Origin of the sequence: uncultured Williamsia sp. (assembly GCF_947494875.1) — a bacterium.
Lineage (GTDB): Bacteria > Actinomycetota > Actinomycetes > Mycobacteriales > Mycobacteriaceae > Williamsia_A.
This window is the reverse complement of the sequence record NZ_CANLWM010000011.1, coordinates 1-16,939: the sequence shown is the minus strand read 5'-3', so window position 1 is coordinate 16,939 and position 16,939 is coordinate 1. Positions and strand designations below refer to the sequence as shown.

Here is a 16,939-nt window from a genome sequence, read left to right as displayed (position 1 = left end):
CCTCACTTTCTCGGTGTCCCGGCCGCCGGAGTGGCGGCCAGCTGGGGGAAATCGATGCGCAGGCCGGGGATGGCCTTGCGGGCCTGATCGGAGAGGTTCCTGACCGCGTCGTCGATGGTGTTGCGGGCGGTCTGGGCGAACGCTCCGGCCGCCTGGAACGGGGCGTCGGCCTGGGCGTGGGAGATCGCGATCGGCGCCTTCACGGGGCCGAGCTGGACCGAGCCGCTGACGTCGCCGGTCTTGTTGACGACGTAGTCGACCTTCCCGTTGCCGGGCAGGTTCGTGCGGTCCAGGTGCAGCTCGTACTGGTTGGCCTCGGGGTGCGGCGGTGCGGGCCGGGACTTCGACGGGTCCTCGTTCGTCGCGCCGCCGAGCGGGGCGTTGGGGTTGCCGCCGGGATCGCCTGCGCCGACGGCGTATCCGATGACGCCACCGAGGGCGGCGCCACCGAGCGCGCCGAGGGCTGCTCCCCCGGCACCGCCGGCGAGCGCGCCGACGACCGGGCCCGCGGCCAGACCGATCAACGCACCCGGGCCGGCGAGTGCGGCGGCACCTGCGGCGGTACCGGGTCCGGGGGCCAGCGGCGTACCGCCGATCCCGCCGATGATCGCGCCGGTCGCCGCGCCGACCCCCGCACCGACCGGTAGGCCGATGATGCCGCCGGCGATGGCGGCCGGGATGCCGAGCGCCACGGCACCGGCGGCGCCGCCGACGAGGATGCCGACGGTGGTCGAGGCGGCGTTGCGGGCGGCCTGGTCCTTCGGGAAGCCGATCGACTCGTAGTAGGTGGCGGTGCGCGCCTCGATCGTCGCGGCCTGCCCGTTGAGGTTGCGGGCATCAGCATCCGACAGCCAGGCCGGTTGCGCGACATGGATGTTGCCGAACTTCAACGTCCCCGGCCGCGGGAGGATCGGGTTCACCGGCTTCACCGGTCGCGGCGCGGTCAGCCGCGGCGGGGCGGGGTTGTAGACACCGGAGTACACCGGCGGTGTGTAGTCGCTGGTGCCCTCGTAGACCGGCGGGGCGTCGTAGGTCGGAGCCGGGATGATCGACGGTCCGGTCGCCTGCGGCGGCACCGGTGCCGGGGTGGAGGGGGCGGTGCCGGGGGCGACGTCGGTCGACGGCGGCGCCGACCCGGGCGGTGCGGCGAGTGCCTGTCCGGCGGCGCCGGTGGCGATCGCGGCCACGGCCAGGGCGGCGACCGCGGTCGTGCTCACCCGGTGAGTGGTGCTGTGGTGCAGAGACACAGGGGTTTCCTCTTTCAGTTGGACGCAGCCGACGACGCCGGTGCGGTGGTGGTGGGTGTGCTGGTGGTCCCGGCGGAGTAGCCGCCCTCGGGCATCCAGGTGGAGCCGTCACCGACCGACCCCAGGTCCGGGGTCGAGGTGGTCGTCGACGCCGTGGACAGCGGCGGCAGTGACGGGGTGAACACCGACGACGCCGACGCGTCGGAGCTGGTGTCGTAGTTGAGGACACCGTCGGAGCGGTACGGGGTGAACGAGTGCTGCCCCGCCGCGTCGTGGGCCAGGGCGGCGAACCACTGCGCGATGTAGAGCGCCGGGGACGGCGTCGACGGCGACGCCGAGGCTTTGCCGTAGGAGGTGTGGGTCTGCCCGGCGTTCCAGTAGGAGACGAGGTTGGTCAGGTTCAGCAGATCGGAGTTGGTGGTCACCTCGGTCTGCACGGCCTGGAATGCCTCGTCGGCCCACCGCGACACCGTCGACGGCGGTACGAGCTGCACCAGGGCGCCGGGGATCTTCGCCCCGAGAACACCGAGCGCGGCGATCGGGTTCGCCAGCCCGACCGCTGCGACCTGGGCGATGGTGTCGGGGGTGAACACGGTCTGCACGACCGTCTTCACGGCGTTGAACCCGATCGTGCCGACCTTGATCAGCGCGTTGACGGTGTCGTTGATCCCCGGCATCGGGGTCCGCGGATCCGATGCGGTCGCCAGGCGCTGCGACAGCGGCTCGGACGGGGTGTAGGACAGCGAGTCCAGGGTGTCGCCGGAGACGTCCTGGTTGACGACGTCGACACCGGCCTTGATCGCCGTGGACCCCAGTGCGGTGGCGACCGAGGCCAGCGTGCCGACCGGGTCCTGCTGGTCGAGCTTGCTCTGGCCGGCGAGGTTGGTGACCACGTGCACGATCGGCGAGTTCGACGGGGCGTCGCACGCGAGATCGCCGGGGGCGCAAAAGTCGCCGACCCGTCCCTCGAGCTGCCCGTAGTCCCCGGCGCTGTCGGCGGTCGGGCCGATCCCGCCGCCCGTCGGGGTCGGGGCCTGATACGGCGGGATGTTGTTCACCGCGCTCGACCCGGAATCGGCGAGTGCCTGCGGGCGGGTGCCCGAGCCGGGGAACGTCGGTGACCCGGCTTGGCGTGCCGGGTTACCCAGCAGTGCGACACCGGCGACCTTGTCGGCGCTGATCGGGCCCGAGCCCTGACCGATCTGCTTGGCGATCTTGTTGACGATCTGCGCGCCCTGGCTGTAACCGGCGAGGGTGAACTGTGTGTTGTCGCAACGGTTCGCGATCTGCGTGAGCGCGGTCTTGAGGCGGGTCTCGCCCTGGGTGACCGACTGCGCATAGGGCATGTCGCCGCCCTTGACCGCGCCGCCGAACCCGGCGTCGTAGGGCACCGCAACGTCTTTGGTCAACGACCCGGCCAGCGATGCGAGCGGTCGCACGATGGAGCCGAGCATCCCCGACGACAGATCCGTTGAACCGGTATCCGACGTCTCCCCCGTGCCCGGCACCCCCACCACATACAGCGGGGCGCACCCCGCGGCCGGGGCCGCCGAGGCGTTCCCCGGCGCCACCACAGTCCCCGCGGCGACTACCGCCGGGACCGTGACGGCGACGAACGCGGTCGACAACCGCACCCGCAAACTGGCCATGTCAGCGACTTCCTTCTGCTGATGACCGCCCCGCGCAGCTACATTTGCAGCTGTTCAGGGCAGTCGAAACGGACTCCTGGACACCCACCGGTCGGGCGAGAGACGGCAAATCAGACCGCCCGACCGGGAGTTGCAGCACGAGGCGAACGCGGACGGCCATCCGCTACGCCGACGACTGCGCCGGCCCCTGGGTGGCCGCAACCGGTCACCCAGGGGACGGACGAGTTGCCCGCGTGCGCGGGCACGATGTGATGGCCCAGCGGGCAGGTCTCGCGCTGGCCGTCGTGGCCAGCAGAACAGCGAAAGCCGGGTGGAGTCGCAGGGCACCGCTCACTCGGGTACGCGGATCGCGCGATGAGAGACATAGAGGCTCCATGCGGGTCATCGACCGGCTGAGCCGCCTACGCTGAGACGGTCAGCCGCTCGCGGCTGGCTTCGCCGATCCGGGTGCCCCAGGGACGCCAATCACTCAGGCGCCCGGATCGGTCTCTTTCACCCTCTTCGTGACCACTAGCAACTTCGCGGCACTTCCGCTGCCGTCACTCACGCCACGTCGAGGTCTGTACTATAACACTGCGCTATAACTTTCGGCAGTAAGACTTAGGAGCGGTGAAGGCAAGGTGTGCAGACATGAGGGGTATCGGCGCGGAGCCGGCGTGAGTCGCCGTGTGATGCGCGGCTTCTCCCCCGCGGCGCTGCGCGAGGCTCGCGAGGCCGCAAACATTTCGCAGGCCGACCTGGCGCGGTTGGCTGGGGTGGGTCGCGCGACCCTGTATCACTGGGAGGCGGGTAAGGCGACCCCGCAGGTCGACGTCCTGGTGAAAGTGGTTGCTCGGCTCGGGATCTCGATCGCAGACATTGTGCGGGTGCCCGTCGACGAACGCTTCCCGGGTGATCTGCGAGTGCTGCGTGGGATGACCCAGCCGCAGCTTGGCAAAGCGGCCGGTGTCAGTACGGCGATGGTCGGCGCCATCGAGCGCGGCGAGGTCGACCCGACCGATGCTGTCGCTCAGGCAATTGCGCGCGAACTCGGAGTCACCACAGCCGAGCTCGCAGCCGCTCATGCGCGCGCCAAGGCGCGCCCACCGGGCACGAGTGCCTGAAGAACACGTCGGGAGCTGCATCGCACTGTCCTCTCGGAGACGGGTAGCAGCAGCTGGGATACAGCCACTGCCGGACCTTCGCCATCCGAGAGCGAATCGACAGCTCTGCGGGCGTGAACCGAGCTGATCGAGATCGCTCGGTGACCTCAGTAGACCACATGGCCGACGACGGCATCAACCGTCGAAGCGAGAGGACATGCCGATCACTGAAACTGAAACGCCGACCGGCGTGTCGTCCCCGCTGGAGTTGCAGTTTCACGCAAGATGGCACTCGGCGTCCCTGGATCGTTGTCGAAAAGTCGGAGGAGGACTGGTCGTGCCACAACACAATCTTGGCGACCGCGACACGTACATGATCCGGGCCGCGAAGGAGATCAACGTCAAAGAGCTTGCTGCGCAGGCTGGTTACTCCAACGTCAGCCGGTACGGGGCAGATATGTTCGCCAGCATCGCCGACCGCCTGGACCTGTTGGTGGGGCCGCGGACAGCGTGGCGGACGCTGCCGTCACTTGACGGATTCGACGGACCTCCGCAGGTCCAACGCGGAGAGTGCGAGCGCTACATGGTCCGCGTGGCAGCCGAAGTCAACACCAAGGGTCTGGCTACCGCGGCGGGCTACTCGAACGTCAGCCGGTACGGAGCGGACTTGTTCGCCATCGCGGCCGGTCGCCCGGACCTGGTGCTCGGCGCCGATCTGATCCAGGAGGAGGACATGCTGCCGATCAGCGCATAGACCTCAGAAATGACGAACGGCCCCTCTGGCTGACGCCAGAAGAGCCGTATGAGGAGCGAGTTGCAGCTCGCTTCCCCCGCCACCCTCGAAAGGGACTGTCTTGGTGGACAGAGCCCAGGGTACAGCGCACTCCAAAGGCGCTGCAATCCTCGGAACAATCGTGTCGCATCACAAATCCGACACGGATGCGGTATCGCCGTACGCGGAGCTGTGCAGGCTCCTCGCCGCCGACGGCGCGCTGGCGTATGCGCTGGAGCCGACCGGCACGCCCAACAAGGCTCGCCGTGTCGCGACCGGCGATCCGGCTCAGCTCATCGCGGAGTCTGCTCATCGAGACCCGCGTCACCCGGCCTGGGCAGTTGTTGCCCCTGTCCGCCCGGACTTGCTTTTCGTCGACGTCGACCGATGTGCAGACCAGGTGCGCGAACACGTTCTCGCCGCCGCTGACGAGGCCGCCGCTCACTTCGCCTACGGGGCCGCGTCAGGGTCACCGGATTCCCAACACCTTGCGTTCGCCTGCCCCACCATCGCCAGCCGCGTGGCCCTGTCGACCAGCGTCGAGTCGATCCGCCGACACCACGACCTCGAGCGCACCGCTCTGGCTGTCATCGAGGCCGGCGGCTCCATTCGCCTACCGGGATCGGCCTCGCTCAAGGGTGGCCACCCCTGCACGCCCATCGACGAGGACGGTCGCCCGACCTCGGGCGTAGCCGCAGTCCGTCGGCTACAACAAGCACTCACCTCGACAGCGCTCGCCGGCTCCCCTCTGACGGCCAGCGCCGAGCTTGCCGCCGACCGAGCCGCGACCACCCGCAGGGGCGGGGTGGTGCGGCGAGGCGATGACGTCGTCATCAATGCCGACACACCGAGAGCATGGCGCCGCATCCCGGCGATGACACCGCGCCAGTTCAAGATCCTGACCACCGAGCCGAAAGCCGGCCAGCGATCTGACGCCGCCACCGCCGCCGCCTGGGTCCTGTGGGCCCGAGGCATCCGCTCCTGGTCGGCGGCGTCCGCGTCCTACCGGCGGTGGCCCGCCTTCGTGAAGTTCGTTGAACGCGATGACGAGGACCACCAGCACGGCCGTGACATTGCACCCGGATACCGCTCGAACTGCCAACGGCACTGGGAGTCCATCGTCACCCGTGCCCGCGCACTTCGCCCAAAAGAGGTCGACCCCGGTGATGCCGGCGTGATCGCGGCCGCTCTCGCCGAGGTCGCCTGCTGGGATGATCCGACGCTCGTCGCGGCCGCCGTGGCAGTCATCCACCGCCGGTTCAGCGACGGATACGGGATCACGAGTCGTCCGATCGCTGTCCGTGACCTGAGCGCCTGGCTGTCCTCGGCGTCGCTCGGCGGCGTGAACGCACTTCTGCACAGCCTGGTGCGGCGAGGACTCCTGGTCCTCACCATCGCCCACGACCGTCACACCGCACCCGGCGAGGCCAACCGCTACACCCTGGCGGTCCCATCGACCACTTACCGCACGGAATCGGTACATGAAGTCACAGACCCTGAGCGGATCCTGCACCCGCTGTGGTCCCTCCTAGGCCACGCTGCCCGCCAGGTCCTCCACCACACCCCCACCACCCCAACCCGACTCCCCGACGTCGCCGGCGCGTGCGGGCTGGCGCCTGGAACCCTCACCCACGGGGTGCGGCTACTGCTGGCGAAACTCGAGGCGGCAGGTCTGGTCCAACGGCACGGCAGCGGGCGCGGGACCCGCTGGTCCCGCACGGGAACTGCACTCGACGAGGCCGCTGCGACACTGGGCGTTCCCGCGTTGCGGTCGGCTCTGCTGACACGCATCAACCTGGAGCGGGAGGCCTGGCACCGGCTGTCTCGCCAGGCGGTCGAGCGGTTGCGCCGACGGCTCGCGGCGCGGCGCACGAAATCTGGGACGCAACTGGCGCTGATCTCGGGTGGTGGGTGGTCCCACCCCAAAGGTGGGTCTACGAACGCAGGTCGACAGGGGCGACGCCGACAGGCATGGCTCCTGCCACCGCCGTACCCATCCAATCCCCCGGGATGAGCTGACGGCTCTCCTCAGACCATCGCGGCAGCGACAAGAAGAGCCCCGCAGCGAGGCCGATGAAGATTGCCCAGGTCAAAGAAACAGTGATCGCAGCAGCGCACTGCAGCGCGGACATAGCTCCCCCTAGCGATCCCGCCAGCTCCCCGACGCGGCGGTCATGAGATACAGCCTAAGGCGTTTCCACGGCTAAGGAGAATATTTGCTATCTTTTCCACGCGCGTGCGCCTTTCTGCATGTGACCGCGCACAATCCCGCTGGCTGATCACGCGCCTGCGGACGCATCGAGGTTTCCGGCTGTCCTCTTGTGTCTTCTTTAGGCGGGTATTTATCAATGGCGATTGCGGATTTTGGTCGCATTCTTCACATCCACCATCTCGACGGCGCCACCTTTCGGCCGGCGCCGTTCGTCCGGCTCCCCACCCATGTCGTCGTGATGGAATGCGACCAGGGGATCGTGCTGGTCGACACCGGCCTGGGCGTCGCTGACATGCGCCACACGACCAGGCGTCTCGGGCCATTCGTGTATCCGCTGGCACCCGTGCTCGACGAGTCCCGCACTGTCCTGCGACAACTCGAAGCCCTCGGGTTTCGCGCGGAGGACGTCACCGACATCGTCGCCACCCACCTCGACTACGACCACATCGGCGGTGCCAGCGATTTCCCCACCGCTCGTGTACACGTCAGTGCGCCTGAACTCGAGGCAGCCTTCACCCGCGTCGGGCCGCGGGCCCGCATCCGATACCGCCGGGTTCACCTCGACGCACTGGGAGAGACCACCGCCTACGGCGAGACCGATACCCAGGTGCTGGGCCTTGCCGGACACTGCATCGACACACGTGAGCAGGTCTATCTGGTCCCCATGCCCGGACACACCCACGGCCACGCCGCGGTCGTGATCCAGGATCCGGCTCGCGGATGGCTCATCGCCGCCGGTGACGCAGCCATGCACCGCAATTCGATCACCCCCGGCCCCGCAGCGCCCTGGCCCGCGCGAGCCGCCGAACGAGCCCTAGCCATGAACACCGGTCGGGTCGCGGAAAACCATCACCTGCTCTCCGAACTCGCTGCGAAGGGGCACCGTGTCTTCTGCTCCCACGACTCGGTCCAGCTAGCCACACTAAGAGCAGAGTCCGCGCTAATCGCACCGTCCCCGCCGTGACAGAATCCGAGAATTCGACCGGGCTACGCCAGCAGACCTAGTCAGTGGTGACGCTGTAGACCGCCACCTCCACCTGCACCGCGCGGCGGGGAACTTCCCGGCGTGTGGATGCATCAGATGGTGGAGCTCGGGATACAGCCGGGCCGGACCCGAGGAGGACACCATGGCGGAGCAACCGACCACGTCGCGGACCGCGCTGGAGGCGACGCAACCCGAGGCGATCGACGCCGGCGACAGCTGGCTGCTCATTGAGACCATGGGCACCGGAACACCCACGGTTGTGTTCGACACGGACAAGCCCAAACGCTTCACATCCATCAGCCGTCGGCAACGCTTCACCGACTCCACCATCACCGTCGGATTGGTCGGCATCGTCGACGAAGTACGCCGTGACGGCCAACCAGCGCACCGCCGCTTCGCGACAAACACCAACGACACACTGAGCCTGTTCGCAGCGCCGATCCTCGGACCAGACAGCGTCGTATTCGCTGTTCAGGTGCTCATCACCGGCACCGACGATCCGGGAGCCTTCCTCGCCGGCCGCCGCAAGTGCGGAGCCTTCGTATGGGACCCCACCGACCAGGTCACCTACCACGGGCCGACCATGGAATCGGAGATCATGGGCGTCGACGAGAGCGTCCCTCATGCCCAGCGCGTCAGCCCCGAGGTGTTCTCGCTGTTCGACGAGTTCCCCCGGATCAACGAGCTCGGTGCGTGGACCAGTGAAGTCCTGGCCGACGAGGTCGAGGACGATTCGACCTTCTACAGCGATCTGTTGATGACTGGCGTCGACGGCGTACAGCGCAGCGCCTTCATGACGTTCAAGGCAGTCCGACCGGCGCCCGGCGAACGCTCGATCATGCGCGGCCTCGTTCACGACGTCACCGACATCCGACCGCCGATGCCGGCGGCGGGATTCAATGCCGCGCTGGTGCGGTCCGCGTTCGGAATGACCGAGGCGCCCACCGACGCCGGCATCGGACACCTGAACTTCCCCACACGCATCATCCTCGAGTGGTTTCACGCCCCTCCCGCACCGTTGGACCGCTGGACGCGCGAGAACGCTGAGATACATCCCGACGATCGGTCGGTCCTCGACAAGAACGTCGACGAGTTGGCGGCCGGCGCCGTCGACGAGGTCACCTTTGACCTGCGCGTACGCTTCGCCGATACCGACTGGATCCCGACTCAGGCCAACGTCCGGGCTGCCCTGCCCGGTGATCTCGGCCAGGGGCTGGTCAAGATCACACCGCTCACCTAGCGCGTCGCTCAGCTGCGCATCGTGGGAAGGTGGATTGCATGAGCACACACGGAGACAGGGACGCACTGTCGGCTCACCGGGACGTCGTCGACCGGATCACCGCCGACGGCTACTACCCCGACGGATCGGTGAAGATGTCGCACGCAGTGGTCCTGGCATTGCACGGCTGCCCCCCTCCCCCAATGCACAACGCCGACGAGTAGCCCATCACGTCATGACGCAGCTCAGTCCCGCCGCAGCCGCCATCACACGAACAGTGCTGCTGGCGCCGGGGATCAGAGGCGAGGACCTCGTCCACGATGCAGCGGTACAACTGCACCTACCCACCGAACCGACCGCAGCCCTCGAGGTGTTCAGCGTCGCAGCGTCCTACTGCCGAGTGGACCGAGACGGACGGTGGTGGCCCACCAAACCAGCGGCGCTGCTGCGGCCCCGCGACAAAGTGCAATCCAGCCCGCACACTAACGACCAGCCAGACCCCGGCGACTGGCGCGAAATCAGCGGCGTGTCCGGTGTACGCAGCGATGGCACCGTCGACGTCACTTTCGGCGTCGCCGACGGCTTCATCCTCGCCGGCTGGGACCACGTGTCCGGCGACACGGTCGTTCTGTACTTGCCAGGCTGAGTCATGCCGAGAGGCGCGCAGCGATTTCGGTACTCGCTTGCCGGGGCCATTCGCCACCGGTCCGTGAAACTTAGGCGTACAGAATAACGAATTGATCAGGCGGCCAGGGAGTCCAGCAAACTCGGACGTCACCGCGCTGGCGAGGACCGCTGTAGGCGAGGCGTGGCCGCATAGCGGTGCTAGCAATGCGAGCTGTGCTCGCTAGCGTCGCTTGCCCGGGCGTGTCGACGCGTTCGACAGCGGCTAATACCGCATACTTGCAGCGTAAAACCGGTTGAGCTGCGAGCTCGGTGAGCGGCGCTAGCTAGGCGTGCTAGGCGTACTTACAGAACTTCGCTATCCAGCCGTGCTTCGCAAGCGGGGCTAGCCCCACTAGCTAGGTGTGCACAGCGCGCACACCTAGCGTGACTAGCTCCGTGTGCAAAGCGTCCACACCTAGTTATCCGTGCGTCGATAGATAGGACAGGTAGAACATGCAGCCACGAAAGTTCGCCGTCGCGAACCAGAAGGGCGGGGTGGGCAAGACCGCCACCGTCCTCGGCCTGGCCTCCGCGGCCGCCCAGGCCGGACACCACGTACTTGTCGTCGACATGGATCCTCAAGGAAACGCGACGTCCGGGCTCGGTGTTCAGCTCGAGGAGGACACGGCCACCACTTACGACCTGATGGCACGGACCCAGGAGGGGACGGCGGCGGACGCGGTCATGGCCACTGAATGGGACCGCGTCGACCTGATCCCGGCGCACACCTCCTTAGCCAACATCGAGGCAGACGGTGCGAATGATCTGATCTTTCGCCTCGACGTCGCGTTCGAGGGGATTGACCTCTCGGATTACGCCATCGTCTTCTTCGACTGTCCGCCGAGCCTTGGCAAGCTGTTGTTCGCGGTTCTCTGCGCGGCGGACGGGGTCCTTGCGGTCACCGAACCCACGATCGACAGCGTTCGGGGCGTGTCCAATCTCGAAGAAACCATCCGAAACGTGCAGCGGCGGCCCAACCCAAAGCTCGTGCTGGACAAGGTCATCATCAGCAGAGCGCGCAGCCTCGGCGAACACAAGTTCCGCGAGCAGGAGCTTCGCGACGCATACGGCGACATCGTCGCGCGCACCGTTATCCGGGATCTCGGCGCCCGACAGGACGCCCACAGCTCGCAGACACCCATCCACAGCTTCCGAGGTGGGAAGGCGATCGCACTGCAGGTCGCCTACACCGATCTGCTCGCCGAACTGTCACTGATTGAGAACGGAGTCCCCGCATGAACGTCAACCGCGCGCCGGCGATCACCCGGCCGCCGCACCCTGCGGAGAACCTTCCGACCCGCGACGAGTCCCGGCCGGCCGCGCAGACGCCGGGGAGTCAACCGGCGACACCGGTGACGCCGGGGGAGGAGCGACTGACGGCTCAGCACAATGTGCGTATCCGCCCGAGTACGAAAGACCGCCTGGGTCGCGGCGTCGACAAGCTCCGGTACGACTCCGGTGATCGCAGCATCAGCATTGCCTCGGTCACCGACGTCGCCCTCGACGAATACCTCACCAGGCACGGTCTCTAGCACAGCTAGCACAGCTAGCTAGCAAGCTAAGAGGTGACGCCTGCGCCGTTCGTTCGAACACCTGTTCGTGGCGCTGGTAACCTCGTGGTCGACCTCGGGCCGCGCGGAGGGAAGCCGCAACGCCCGAGGTCAACAGCCCGACGGTAGTCGGTCACGCCCTGGTCAATTCTGTCGCGGAAGTCAGGACACACCTCACGGTGTCGACTCCCGATGGCCCCCTGCACACCTTTCAGGCCCGAATCTCACGATGCAGGGAAGGGGAGTGGCGCGAATCTGCCCCAACGGCCTGCCCGAACGGCTGCGACCTCACCCGACCACGCGCGATGTTGGTCGGCTGGAACAGCACGATCGAACCGCCACACCGAACCTGGACATGCCGACGCTGTGACGTCGTGATCCACAACCTCGAGCCGGATGAGCGCTACCTGCCGATGAGGCCGGTTCGGCTCGACCACCGTCCCCCTGACGAAATTGACCCCGGCGCGGGCGCCGGATAGCTCCAGGCTGCGAAGCTGCCGACCGCATGAGGCCAGTTGACGGCCAATCGGGCGAACGGCCAATTTGAGATCAACGCCCGGCCTGCAGCCGAGTCCACCTTCTCCGCATAATCTGCTGGGTCATGAGCAGCCCACGTCGCCCCCGGTTACCTCTGTGGAGGCGACGCGACCACATCGCTGACGCTGCTGACCACAAGATCGCCCCCGACCTGACAGCCGCGGTGCGGGTGCTGCAGCAGTTCCTGCGTCACCACAGTGAATTGGCGTCGTCCGCGGACGCGTCTCTGGATGTCGGCACCGCTCGCAGCCATCAACTGCTCGCTGATGTTGCTCGCGAAGCGATTCCGGCAGGCTGGTCGCCACCGGCGCCGCCTTGGGCTGAGCCAACAACGATCATCGAGGCTATCGACGACGGGATTGACCTCGCCGCACAGTTTGTGGACTCCGGTCGGGGGGAGGCCGAGGCGCTGGCAGGGCTGCGGCAGTCGATTCGTCGAGCTGCCAACCCGACGGAGGGGTGAGGAACTTTCACGTTCGTCGGCTGCATCGAATCGGTGCAGCCCGCTGAACCGCGGCGGGCGCTGAAAGGAACCCGATGTCCGACCAGCGCACCCTGGACACTAATTACGACGGACGCGCCGACGTGTGGCTCGCCGACGACACACCCGGCGACGACTTCGCGACCCGCGAGGTGATCGACCGCAACTGTGACGGCATCCCCGACCTGATCTACACCGACTCCGACGGCAACGGCTACGCAGACGGAGCGGTCGTCGACACCAACCTCGACGGAACCTTCGACCACATCGATGACGTCGCCGGTGACGGGATCAGCATGGACCGTATGGACACCGACGACCCGTGGGCGGTCGCCGAACACCAGGCCAACCAGCTGTTCCACGACTGACTGGAAGGATCAGTCCGCGGCCCGGCCTGGCCATGGCGGTAGGCCGGGCGAACTGCCTCAGTTGGGAGTGCTCTGGTCCGCGCCCAGCAGGATCTTGTATTGCGCCGAGATCTGTTGCTGCGCCTGCTTCAAATCGCCACCGATATTTGTCTGCCCGATGTAGCGGCCAACCTGCACATAGCAGGTGTTGGCCTCCCCGTCGCCGAGGCATTTCGCGGAGGTGAGGCCGGACGGGGAGGCAGCCGGTGAAGACCCGTCGGCGGCGACAAGCTGGTTGAACAGGGTGGTCGCCGCCGACTGTGTGGACGCCCGGAACACCGTGGTGCCCGCGACTGCGGTGTGCTCGGCGCCTGCTTCCTCGAGCTGCTGCATGGCCTGAACCTGATTGTTTCGCGTGAACGCGTAGCCGCGAGGGCCGTACACCCCATCGTTGAGGGCAGTCCGGGGATTGGGGTTCGTCAGGGCGTAGATCAAAATCTTGTTCTGGTCCTGCTGGATGCGTCCGCCCTTGAGTGGGGTGGCGGGGAAGCGGTCGATGAGCGGGATCTGGAGGTCGAGGCTGCGGCGCAGATCGCGCACGCCGTTGTTCTCCGTCGGCGGCCCCACGAACAGGTCAACGATCAGGTAGCTGCGGTGCGCGGTGAGTGCGGTGAGTCCCTTGAGTTTCCCGCCGCCCGCGCTGGCCGGGCTCTGAAGCACCAGCGAGTTTGGCAACGCCGGATCGCTGAACGGTTGGTAGCTCGTGGGGTCGCCGGTCTTGGTCTTCGCGGCGGTCCGGAGCGCGTCGTACATGCCCTGCGCAGCCTTGCTCGCGGCATCCGGGCTGGCGAATCGGATGACCCCGTGGGTGATCGAGGCGCCAGGTGCATCCGAGGTGCTGTTGAGATCTCCGGCGGACCCGTAGTAGCCGGAGGTGAGGCCGTTGTCGATCGCGACACCGGAGACTGACGTGTCGGCAGACGACAGGCCGAACATGTCGTTGACCGACGTGGAGTTGACCAGGGCGCCGATGGGGTAGGCGGGCTTGGAGAACCGGGAGTCGATCTCCTGGGGCAGGGTCGTGAACTCCGCCAGCCGCTGGCTCTCCAACGGCGGGATCTCACCGGCTTTGGCGACACCGAACGGTGCCCGAGCGGTGGTGGCGAATGTGCCGGTGTCCAGCTGCTGGCTGGACGACGATGACGCAGCCGCGGAGGACTGCGGGCTGTTGCTACCGCTCGAACCGCTGGTGCAGCCAGCGAGCAGTACAGCCGCCCCCACCACCCCGGACACCGCTACGACCGCTCTCCGCATCCCTGTACACCCTTCCTGTGATGAGCCGCGGTCAACATACAGGGCCGTACCCCGACGCGATCCGTAAGGATGTTCTACGGTCATTTACCAGCGCTTGAAACTCGGGCCAGATTGTCGGGAACTTTTGTAGGGCGGGGGCCCTCCAACTGTGTGACCGGCCGATAGCGGCCCCAACACCAGGAGGACCACCATGAGCGACGAGTACACGACCAACGCGGCCGGCCAGAACGTCTACCTCACCGACGTCGACAACGACGGAGTCACCGACTACGAGGAGGTCGACGTCGACGGCGACGGCACCGCCGATGTGAAGCTCGCCGACTACGACGGCGACGGCCGCGCCGACACCGCGAGGGTCGACACCGACCACGACGGCTACTACGACACCACCGTCTCCGGTCAGAACATCGCCCTCGACCAGATCAACGGCACCGGCAGCGCGGGCTCCTCGGCGGGCAGCGACTCCTCGAGCAGCGACCCCTCGGGCTACGGCTCGTCGGGCTACGGCTCGTCGGCGACGCAGGCCTCGGATCACTACTCCGCCAACCCGGGCGCCGGCAGCCCCGACACCGATCCCAGCACCACCCCCGATTCGTCGGGGTCGGGTTCCGACGGTGGCTACTGGACCGGGACGGTCGCCGGCATGGACGCCCGCGCCGAGGACCAGAACGGTGACGGCCGCATCGACACGGTGAAGTTCGACGACAACGGCGACGGCAAGGCCGACATCCAGGTGACCGACACCGACGGCGACGGCAACGTCGACGAGCGGTTGATCGACACCGACGGTGACGGGGTCGCCAACATCGAGACCCACGACACCAACGGCGACGGCGTGTTCGACACCCAGTACACCGACACCGACGGGGACGGGACCTACGACACCACCGGCGCGGTCACCGAGCACTACACCGACGCCCTGGACCATCAGACCGTCGACACCAACGACATGGACTACCACCCCGGCGTCTGATCGTCGCTATGGCGGCCAGCGACCCCATCCTGGCCGGCGGTGCCCCGAGGACCAGCGTTCTCGGGGCACCGTTGCGTCCTGGCGGAGGACAACCTGGACTCGGGTGAGGCGGGAACTATCGAAAGGCCCGCCGCATCTCATAAGTGGCAGGTGAGCCCGCCCGGGGCGACCTCGCTACCGTCAACCCTCGGCCGCATCCGGCGGCCCCGACCGACAAGGACGCGTCAGGTGAACACCCCGCAAGCGCCGGCCACGGCGAGCGCGACCTCCGGTCACGATGGCCAGTCCGCAGCCCGCGCCGCCGTCGGCGGTGGGGTCAAGCTGCTGCGGGCCTACCGCATGGACGACATCGCCGACCTGGCCGAGACCAAGGCCGACCGCGACCGTCAGGTGCGCTCAGTGGTGGTGGTCGGCGAGATCGAGCGCGGCAAGAGCTCACTGGTCAACGCTCTGGTCGGCCTCCGGGAGCTGTGCCCGACCGGGGTCGACGTCGCCACCACGGTGCCCATCAGCATCTGCCCGGCCACCGACCCACCGCTGGATGGGACCGCCGACCTGCTGTTCCCCGACCGCACCGAACAGGTGCCGCTGGCCTCCCTGCACGACTGGGTCACCACCGAAGGCCGCCACGTCCGCAACACCGCCCTGGACTCACTGCCCACCCGCGCCAACGTGCCCGTCACCACGACCGCACTGGGCGACGTCACGGTCATCGACACCCCCGGCGTCGGCGGCCTCGACCCGTCGATGGCCTCACTGGTGACCGCCTCGGCGCAGCAAGCCTGCGTCGTCGTGGTGGTCTGCGACGCATCGAGCCCGCTGACCGCCCCGGAGATGGCGTTCATCGAACAAGCCGGCGCCTCGGTCGACGGACTGATCGTCGCGGTCACCAAGATCGACAAGAACCTCCGGCGCTGGAAGGCGATCGTCGAGGACAACCGGCGGCTGCTGCGCACCCACCTCGGCCGGGAAGTGACCGTGTTGGGGGTCTCGAGCCTGCGGGCGGTCGCCGCCGCCGACCTGCCGGTGGGACCGGAGCGTTCCCGCCGCGAGGACCGCTCCGGCATCACCGCGCTACGCGCTGCGATCCACGAGCGCCTCGACTTCGCCGAAGAACTGCCCGTCCTCGACGGGCTGCGCACGGTGCGGGGCGGCCTGGTGCGGTTGCAGGACCGTATTGACCGCGAACTGCGCACCATCCGCGACGCCGAGGCCGCGTTACCCGACCTCGCCGACCAGCTCGCCCGGCTGGAGACGCTGCGCGAGCAGAGCCGTGAGTGGGAGCAGTACCTCGCCCGCGACCTGGCCGCGATGCGGCAACGCGCCATCGACGACAGCGACCGCCGCCTGGAGGAGATCCGCAGCCGCTGGACCGAACGCATCAACAAAAACGGTATGGAAGTGCTGCGGCGCTCCCCGCAGAAGTTCACCGCCGACATGCAGACCGAACTGCAGCAGGCGATGATGACCACCCTCACCGGCTTCCTCAACGAGCTCTACGTGCAGATCGTCGAGCCCCGTTTCGACGACCCCACGGTGTGGGAGAACATCTGCGCTCAGCTCGCCCAGGCCCTGGGCGGTCAGACCATCGAAGGACCCCAGATCGCCTCCAAACGCCACGGCATCTTCGACCCCACCATCGTCAGCATGGGTGTCATGGGCTCGACCTCGCTGGCCGGCGTGATCGGACTGTCCAGTGTGCTCGGCGTCGGCGCCGCGGTCGGCGCGGTGTGGGTCACGGTCAACCTCGGCTTCCGGGCGATGCGCACCGGAAAAACCAACCTGCTCAACTGGCTTCGCGAAACTGTCGGGGTCACCAAGACCGCCACCGCGCGCCTGCTCGAAGGCGCCATCGCCCAGGCCCGTCCCGACATCGTCGTGCGCTACCGCGAATACCTGCGCACC

General features: G+C 67.6%; 16 protein-coding genes. 13 read left to right on the top strand and 3 right to left on the bottom strand.

What is annotated here, in order from left to right; translation table 11 throughout:
- Positions 1 to 2 precede the first annotated feature (2 nt).
- On the bottom strand, positions 3 to 1,217 hold the full coding sequence (locus Q1A98_RS21830) for a hypothetical protein (protein WP_299577446.1): 1,215 nt from the start codon (positions 1,215 to 1,217) through the stop codon (positions 3 to 5).
- Between the two features lie 44 nt (positions 1,218 to 1,261).
- Positions 1,262 to 2,896: a cutinase family protein gene (locus tag Q1A98_RS21825; RefSeq protein ID WP_299577444.1), complete on the bottom strand. Its 1,635-nt coding sequence runs from the start codon at positions 2,894 to 2,896 to the stop codon at positions 1,262 to 1,264.
- Positions 2,897 to 3,552: 656 nt separating this feature from the next.
- On the opposite strand from Q1A98_RS21825, the gene Q1A98_RS21820 reads away from it, so the two are divergent.
- The 11 genes from Q1A98_RS21820 to Q1A98_RS21770 all read left to right on the top strand — a co-directional run bounded on the left by Q1A98_RS21820 (position 3,553) and on the right by Q1A98_RS21770 (position 12,768).
- The gene (locus Q1A98_RS21820; protein WP_299577442.1) at positions 3,553 to 3,999 is read left to right on the top strand and encodes a helix-turn-helix transcriptional regulator; all 447 of its coding nucleotides are present in this window, start codon (positions 3,553 to 3,555) and stop codon (positions 3,997 to 3,999) included.
- 196 nt (positions 4,000 to 4,195) lie between these two features.
- Positions 4,196 to 4,732 carry a hypothetical protein gene (locus Q1A98_RS21815; RefSeq protein ID WP_299577440.1) on the top strand — a complete coding sequence of 179 codons (537 nt, stop codon included), beginning with the start codon at positions 4,196 to 4,198 and terminating at the stop codon, positions 4,730 to 4,732.
- Positions 4,733 to 5,150: 418 nt separating this feature from the next.
- Complete coding sequence (locus Q1A98_RS21810; RefSeq protein ID WP_299577438.1) at positions 5,151 to 6,764, top strand: hypothetical protein; 1,614 nt, start codon at positions 5,151 to 5,153, stop codon at positions 6,762 to 6,764.
- Positions 6,765 to 7,098: 334 nt separating this feature from the next.
- A complete protein-coding gene (locus Q1A98_RS21805) occupies positions 7,099 to 7,926 on the top strand; it encodes an MBL fold metallo-hydrolase (protein WP_299577436.1) in 828 nt (275 codons plus the stop codon).
- A gap of 163 nt (positions 7,927 to 8,089) precedes the next feature.
- A complete protein-coding gene (locus Q1A98_RS21800) occupies positions 8,090 to 9,187 on the top strand; it encodes a GAF domain-containing protein (RefSeq protein WP_299577434.1) in 1,098 nt (365 codons plus the stop codon).
- A 38-nt stretch (positions 9,188 to 9,225) separates the two neighbouring features.
- Entirely contained in the window at positions 9,226 to 9,390 is a 165-nt protein-coding gene (locus Q1A98_RS21795; RefSeq protein ID WP_299577432.1) for a hypothetical protein, read from the top strand.
- An 11-nt stretch (positions 9,391 to 9,401) separates the two neighbouring features.
- A complete protein-coding gene (locus Q1A98_RS21790; RefSeq protein ID WP_299577430.1) occupies positions 9,402 to 9,812 on the top strand; it encodes a hypothetical protein in 411 nt (136 codons plus the stop codon).
- A gap of 473 nt (positions 9,813 to 10,285) precedes the next feature.
- The gene (locus Q1A98_RS21785) at positions 10,286 to 11,071 is read left to right on the top strand and encodes an AAA family ATPase (RefSeq protein ID WP_299577428.1); all 786 of its coding nucleotides are present in this window, start codon (positions 10,286 to 10,288) and stop codon (positions 11,069 to 11,071) included.
- A complete protein-coding gene (locus Q1A98_RS21780) occupies positions 11,068 to 11,364 on the top strand; it encodes a hypothetical protein (RefSeq protein WP_299577426.1) in 297 nt (98 codons plus the stop codon). Before Q1A98_RS21785 ends, Q1A98_RS21780 begins: the two co-directional genes overlap by 4 nt.
- Positions 11,365 to 11,983: 619 nt before the next feature.
- Positions 11,984 to 12,382, top strand: coding sequence for a hypothetical protein (locus tag Q1A98_RS21775; RefSeq protein WP_299577424.1), 399 nt, complete (start codon positions 11,984 to 11,986; stop codon positions 12,380 to 12,382).
- 74 nt (positions 12,383 to 12,456) lie between these two features.
- Complete coding sequence (locus tag Q1A98_RS21770; protein ID WP_299577422.1) at positions 12,457 to 12,768, top strand: hypothetical protein; 312 nt, start codon at positions 12,457 to 12,459, stop codon at positions 12,766 to 12,768.
- A gap of 57 nt (positions 12,769 to 12,825) precedes the next feature.
- Here the strand turns inward: Q1A98_RS21770 and Q1A98_RS21765 are convergent, their stop codons facing one another.
- Entirely contained in the window at positions 12,826 to 14,040 is a 1,215-nt protein-coding gene (locus Q1A98_RS21765; RefSeq protein ID WP_299577420.1) for a hypothetical protein, read from the bottom strand.
- Between the two features lie 211 nt (positions 14,041 to 14,251).
- On the opposite strand from Q1A98_RS21765, the gene Q1A98_RS21760 reads away from it, so the two are divergent.
- Together Q1A98_RS21760 and Q1A98_RS21755 are read left to right on the top strand one after the other, a co-directional pair.
- A complete protein-coding gene (locus tag Q1A98_RS21760; protein WP_299577418.1) occupies positions 14,252 to 15,034 on the top strand; it encodes a hypothetical protein in 783 nt (260 codons plus the stop codon).
- 228 nt (positions 15,035 to 15,262) lie between these two features.
- Positions 15,263 to 16,939 (top strand): dynamin family protein (locus Q1A98_RS21755; RefSeq protein WP_299577416.1); only part of this gene is annotated, 1,677 nt, incomplete at its 3' end.

Bases quoted from the DNA above. Each gene is read 5' to 3' on its own strand.
- Q1A98_RS21795 (WP_299577432.1), top strand. From the start codon at position 9,226: ATGAGCACACACGGAGACAGGGACGCACTGTCGGCTCACCGGGACGTC.
- Q1A98_RS21825 (WP_299577444.1), bottom strand. From the start codon at position 2,896: ATGGCCAGTTTGCGGGTGCGGTTGTCGACCGCGTTCGTCGCCGTCACG.
- Q1A98_RS21780 (WP_299577426.1), top strand. From the start codon at position 11,068: ATGAACGTCAACCGCGCGCCGGCGATCACCCGGCCGCCGCACCCTGCG.
- Q1A98_RS21760 (WP_299577418.1), top strand. From the start codon at position 14,252: ATGAGCGACGAGTACACGACCAACGCGGCCGGCCAGAACGTCTACCTC.
- Q1A98_RS21770 (WP_299577422.1), top strand. From the start codon at position 12,457: ATGTCCGACCAGCGCACCCTGGACACTAATTACGACGGACGCGCCGAC.
- Q1A98_RS21815 (WP_299577440.1), top strand. From the start codon at position 4,196: ATGCCGATCACTGAAACTGAAACGCCGACCGGCGTGTCGTCCCCGCTG.
- Q1A98_RS21790 (WP_299577430.1), top strand. From the start codon at position 9,402: ATGACGCAGCTCAGTCCCGCCGCAGCCGCCATCACACGAACAGTGCTG.
- Q1A98_RS21785 (WP_299577428.1), top strand. From the start codon at position 10,286: ATGCAGCCACGAAAGTTCGCCGTCGCGAACCAGAAGGGCGGGGTGGGC.
- Q1A98_RS21800 (WP_299577434.1), top strand. From the start codon at position 8,090: ATGGCGGAGCAACCGACCACGTCGCGGACCGCGCTGGAGGCGACGCAA.
- Q1A98_RS21805 (WP_299577436.1), top strand. From the start codon at position 7,099: ATGGCGATTGCGGATTTTGGTCGCATTCTTCACATCCACCATCTCGAC.
- Q1A98_RS21775 (WP_299577424.1), top strand. From the start codon at position 11,984: ATGAGCAGCCCACGTCGCCCCCGGTTACCTCTGTGGAGGCGACGCGAC.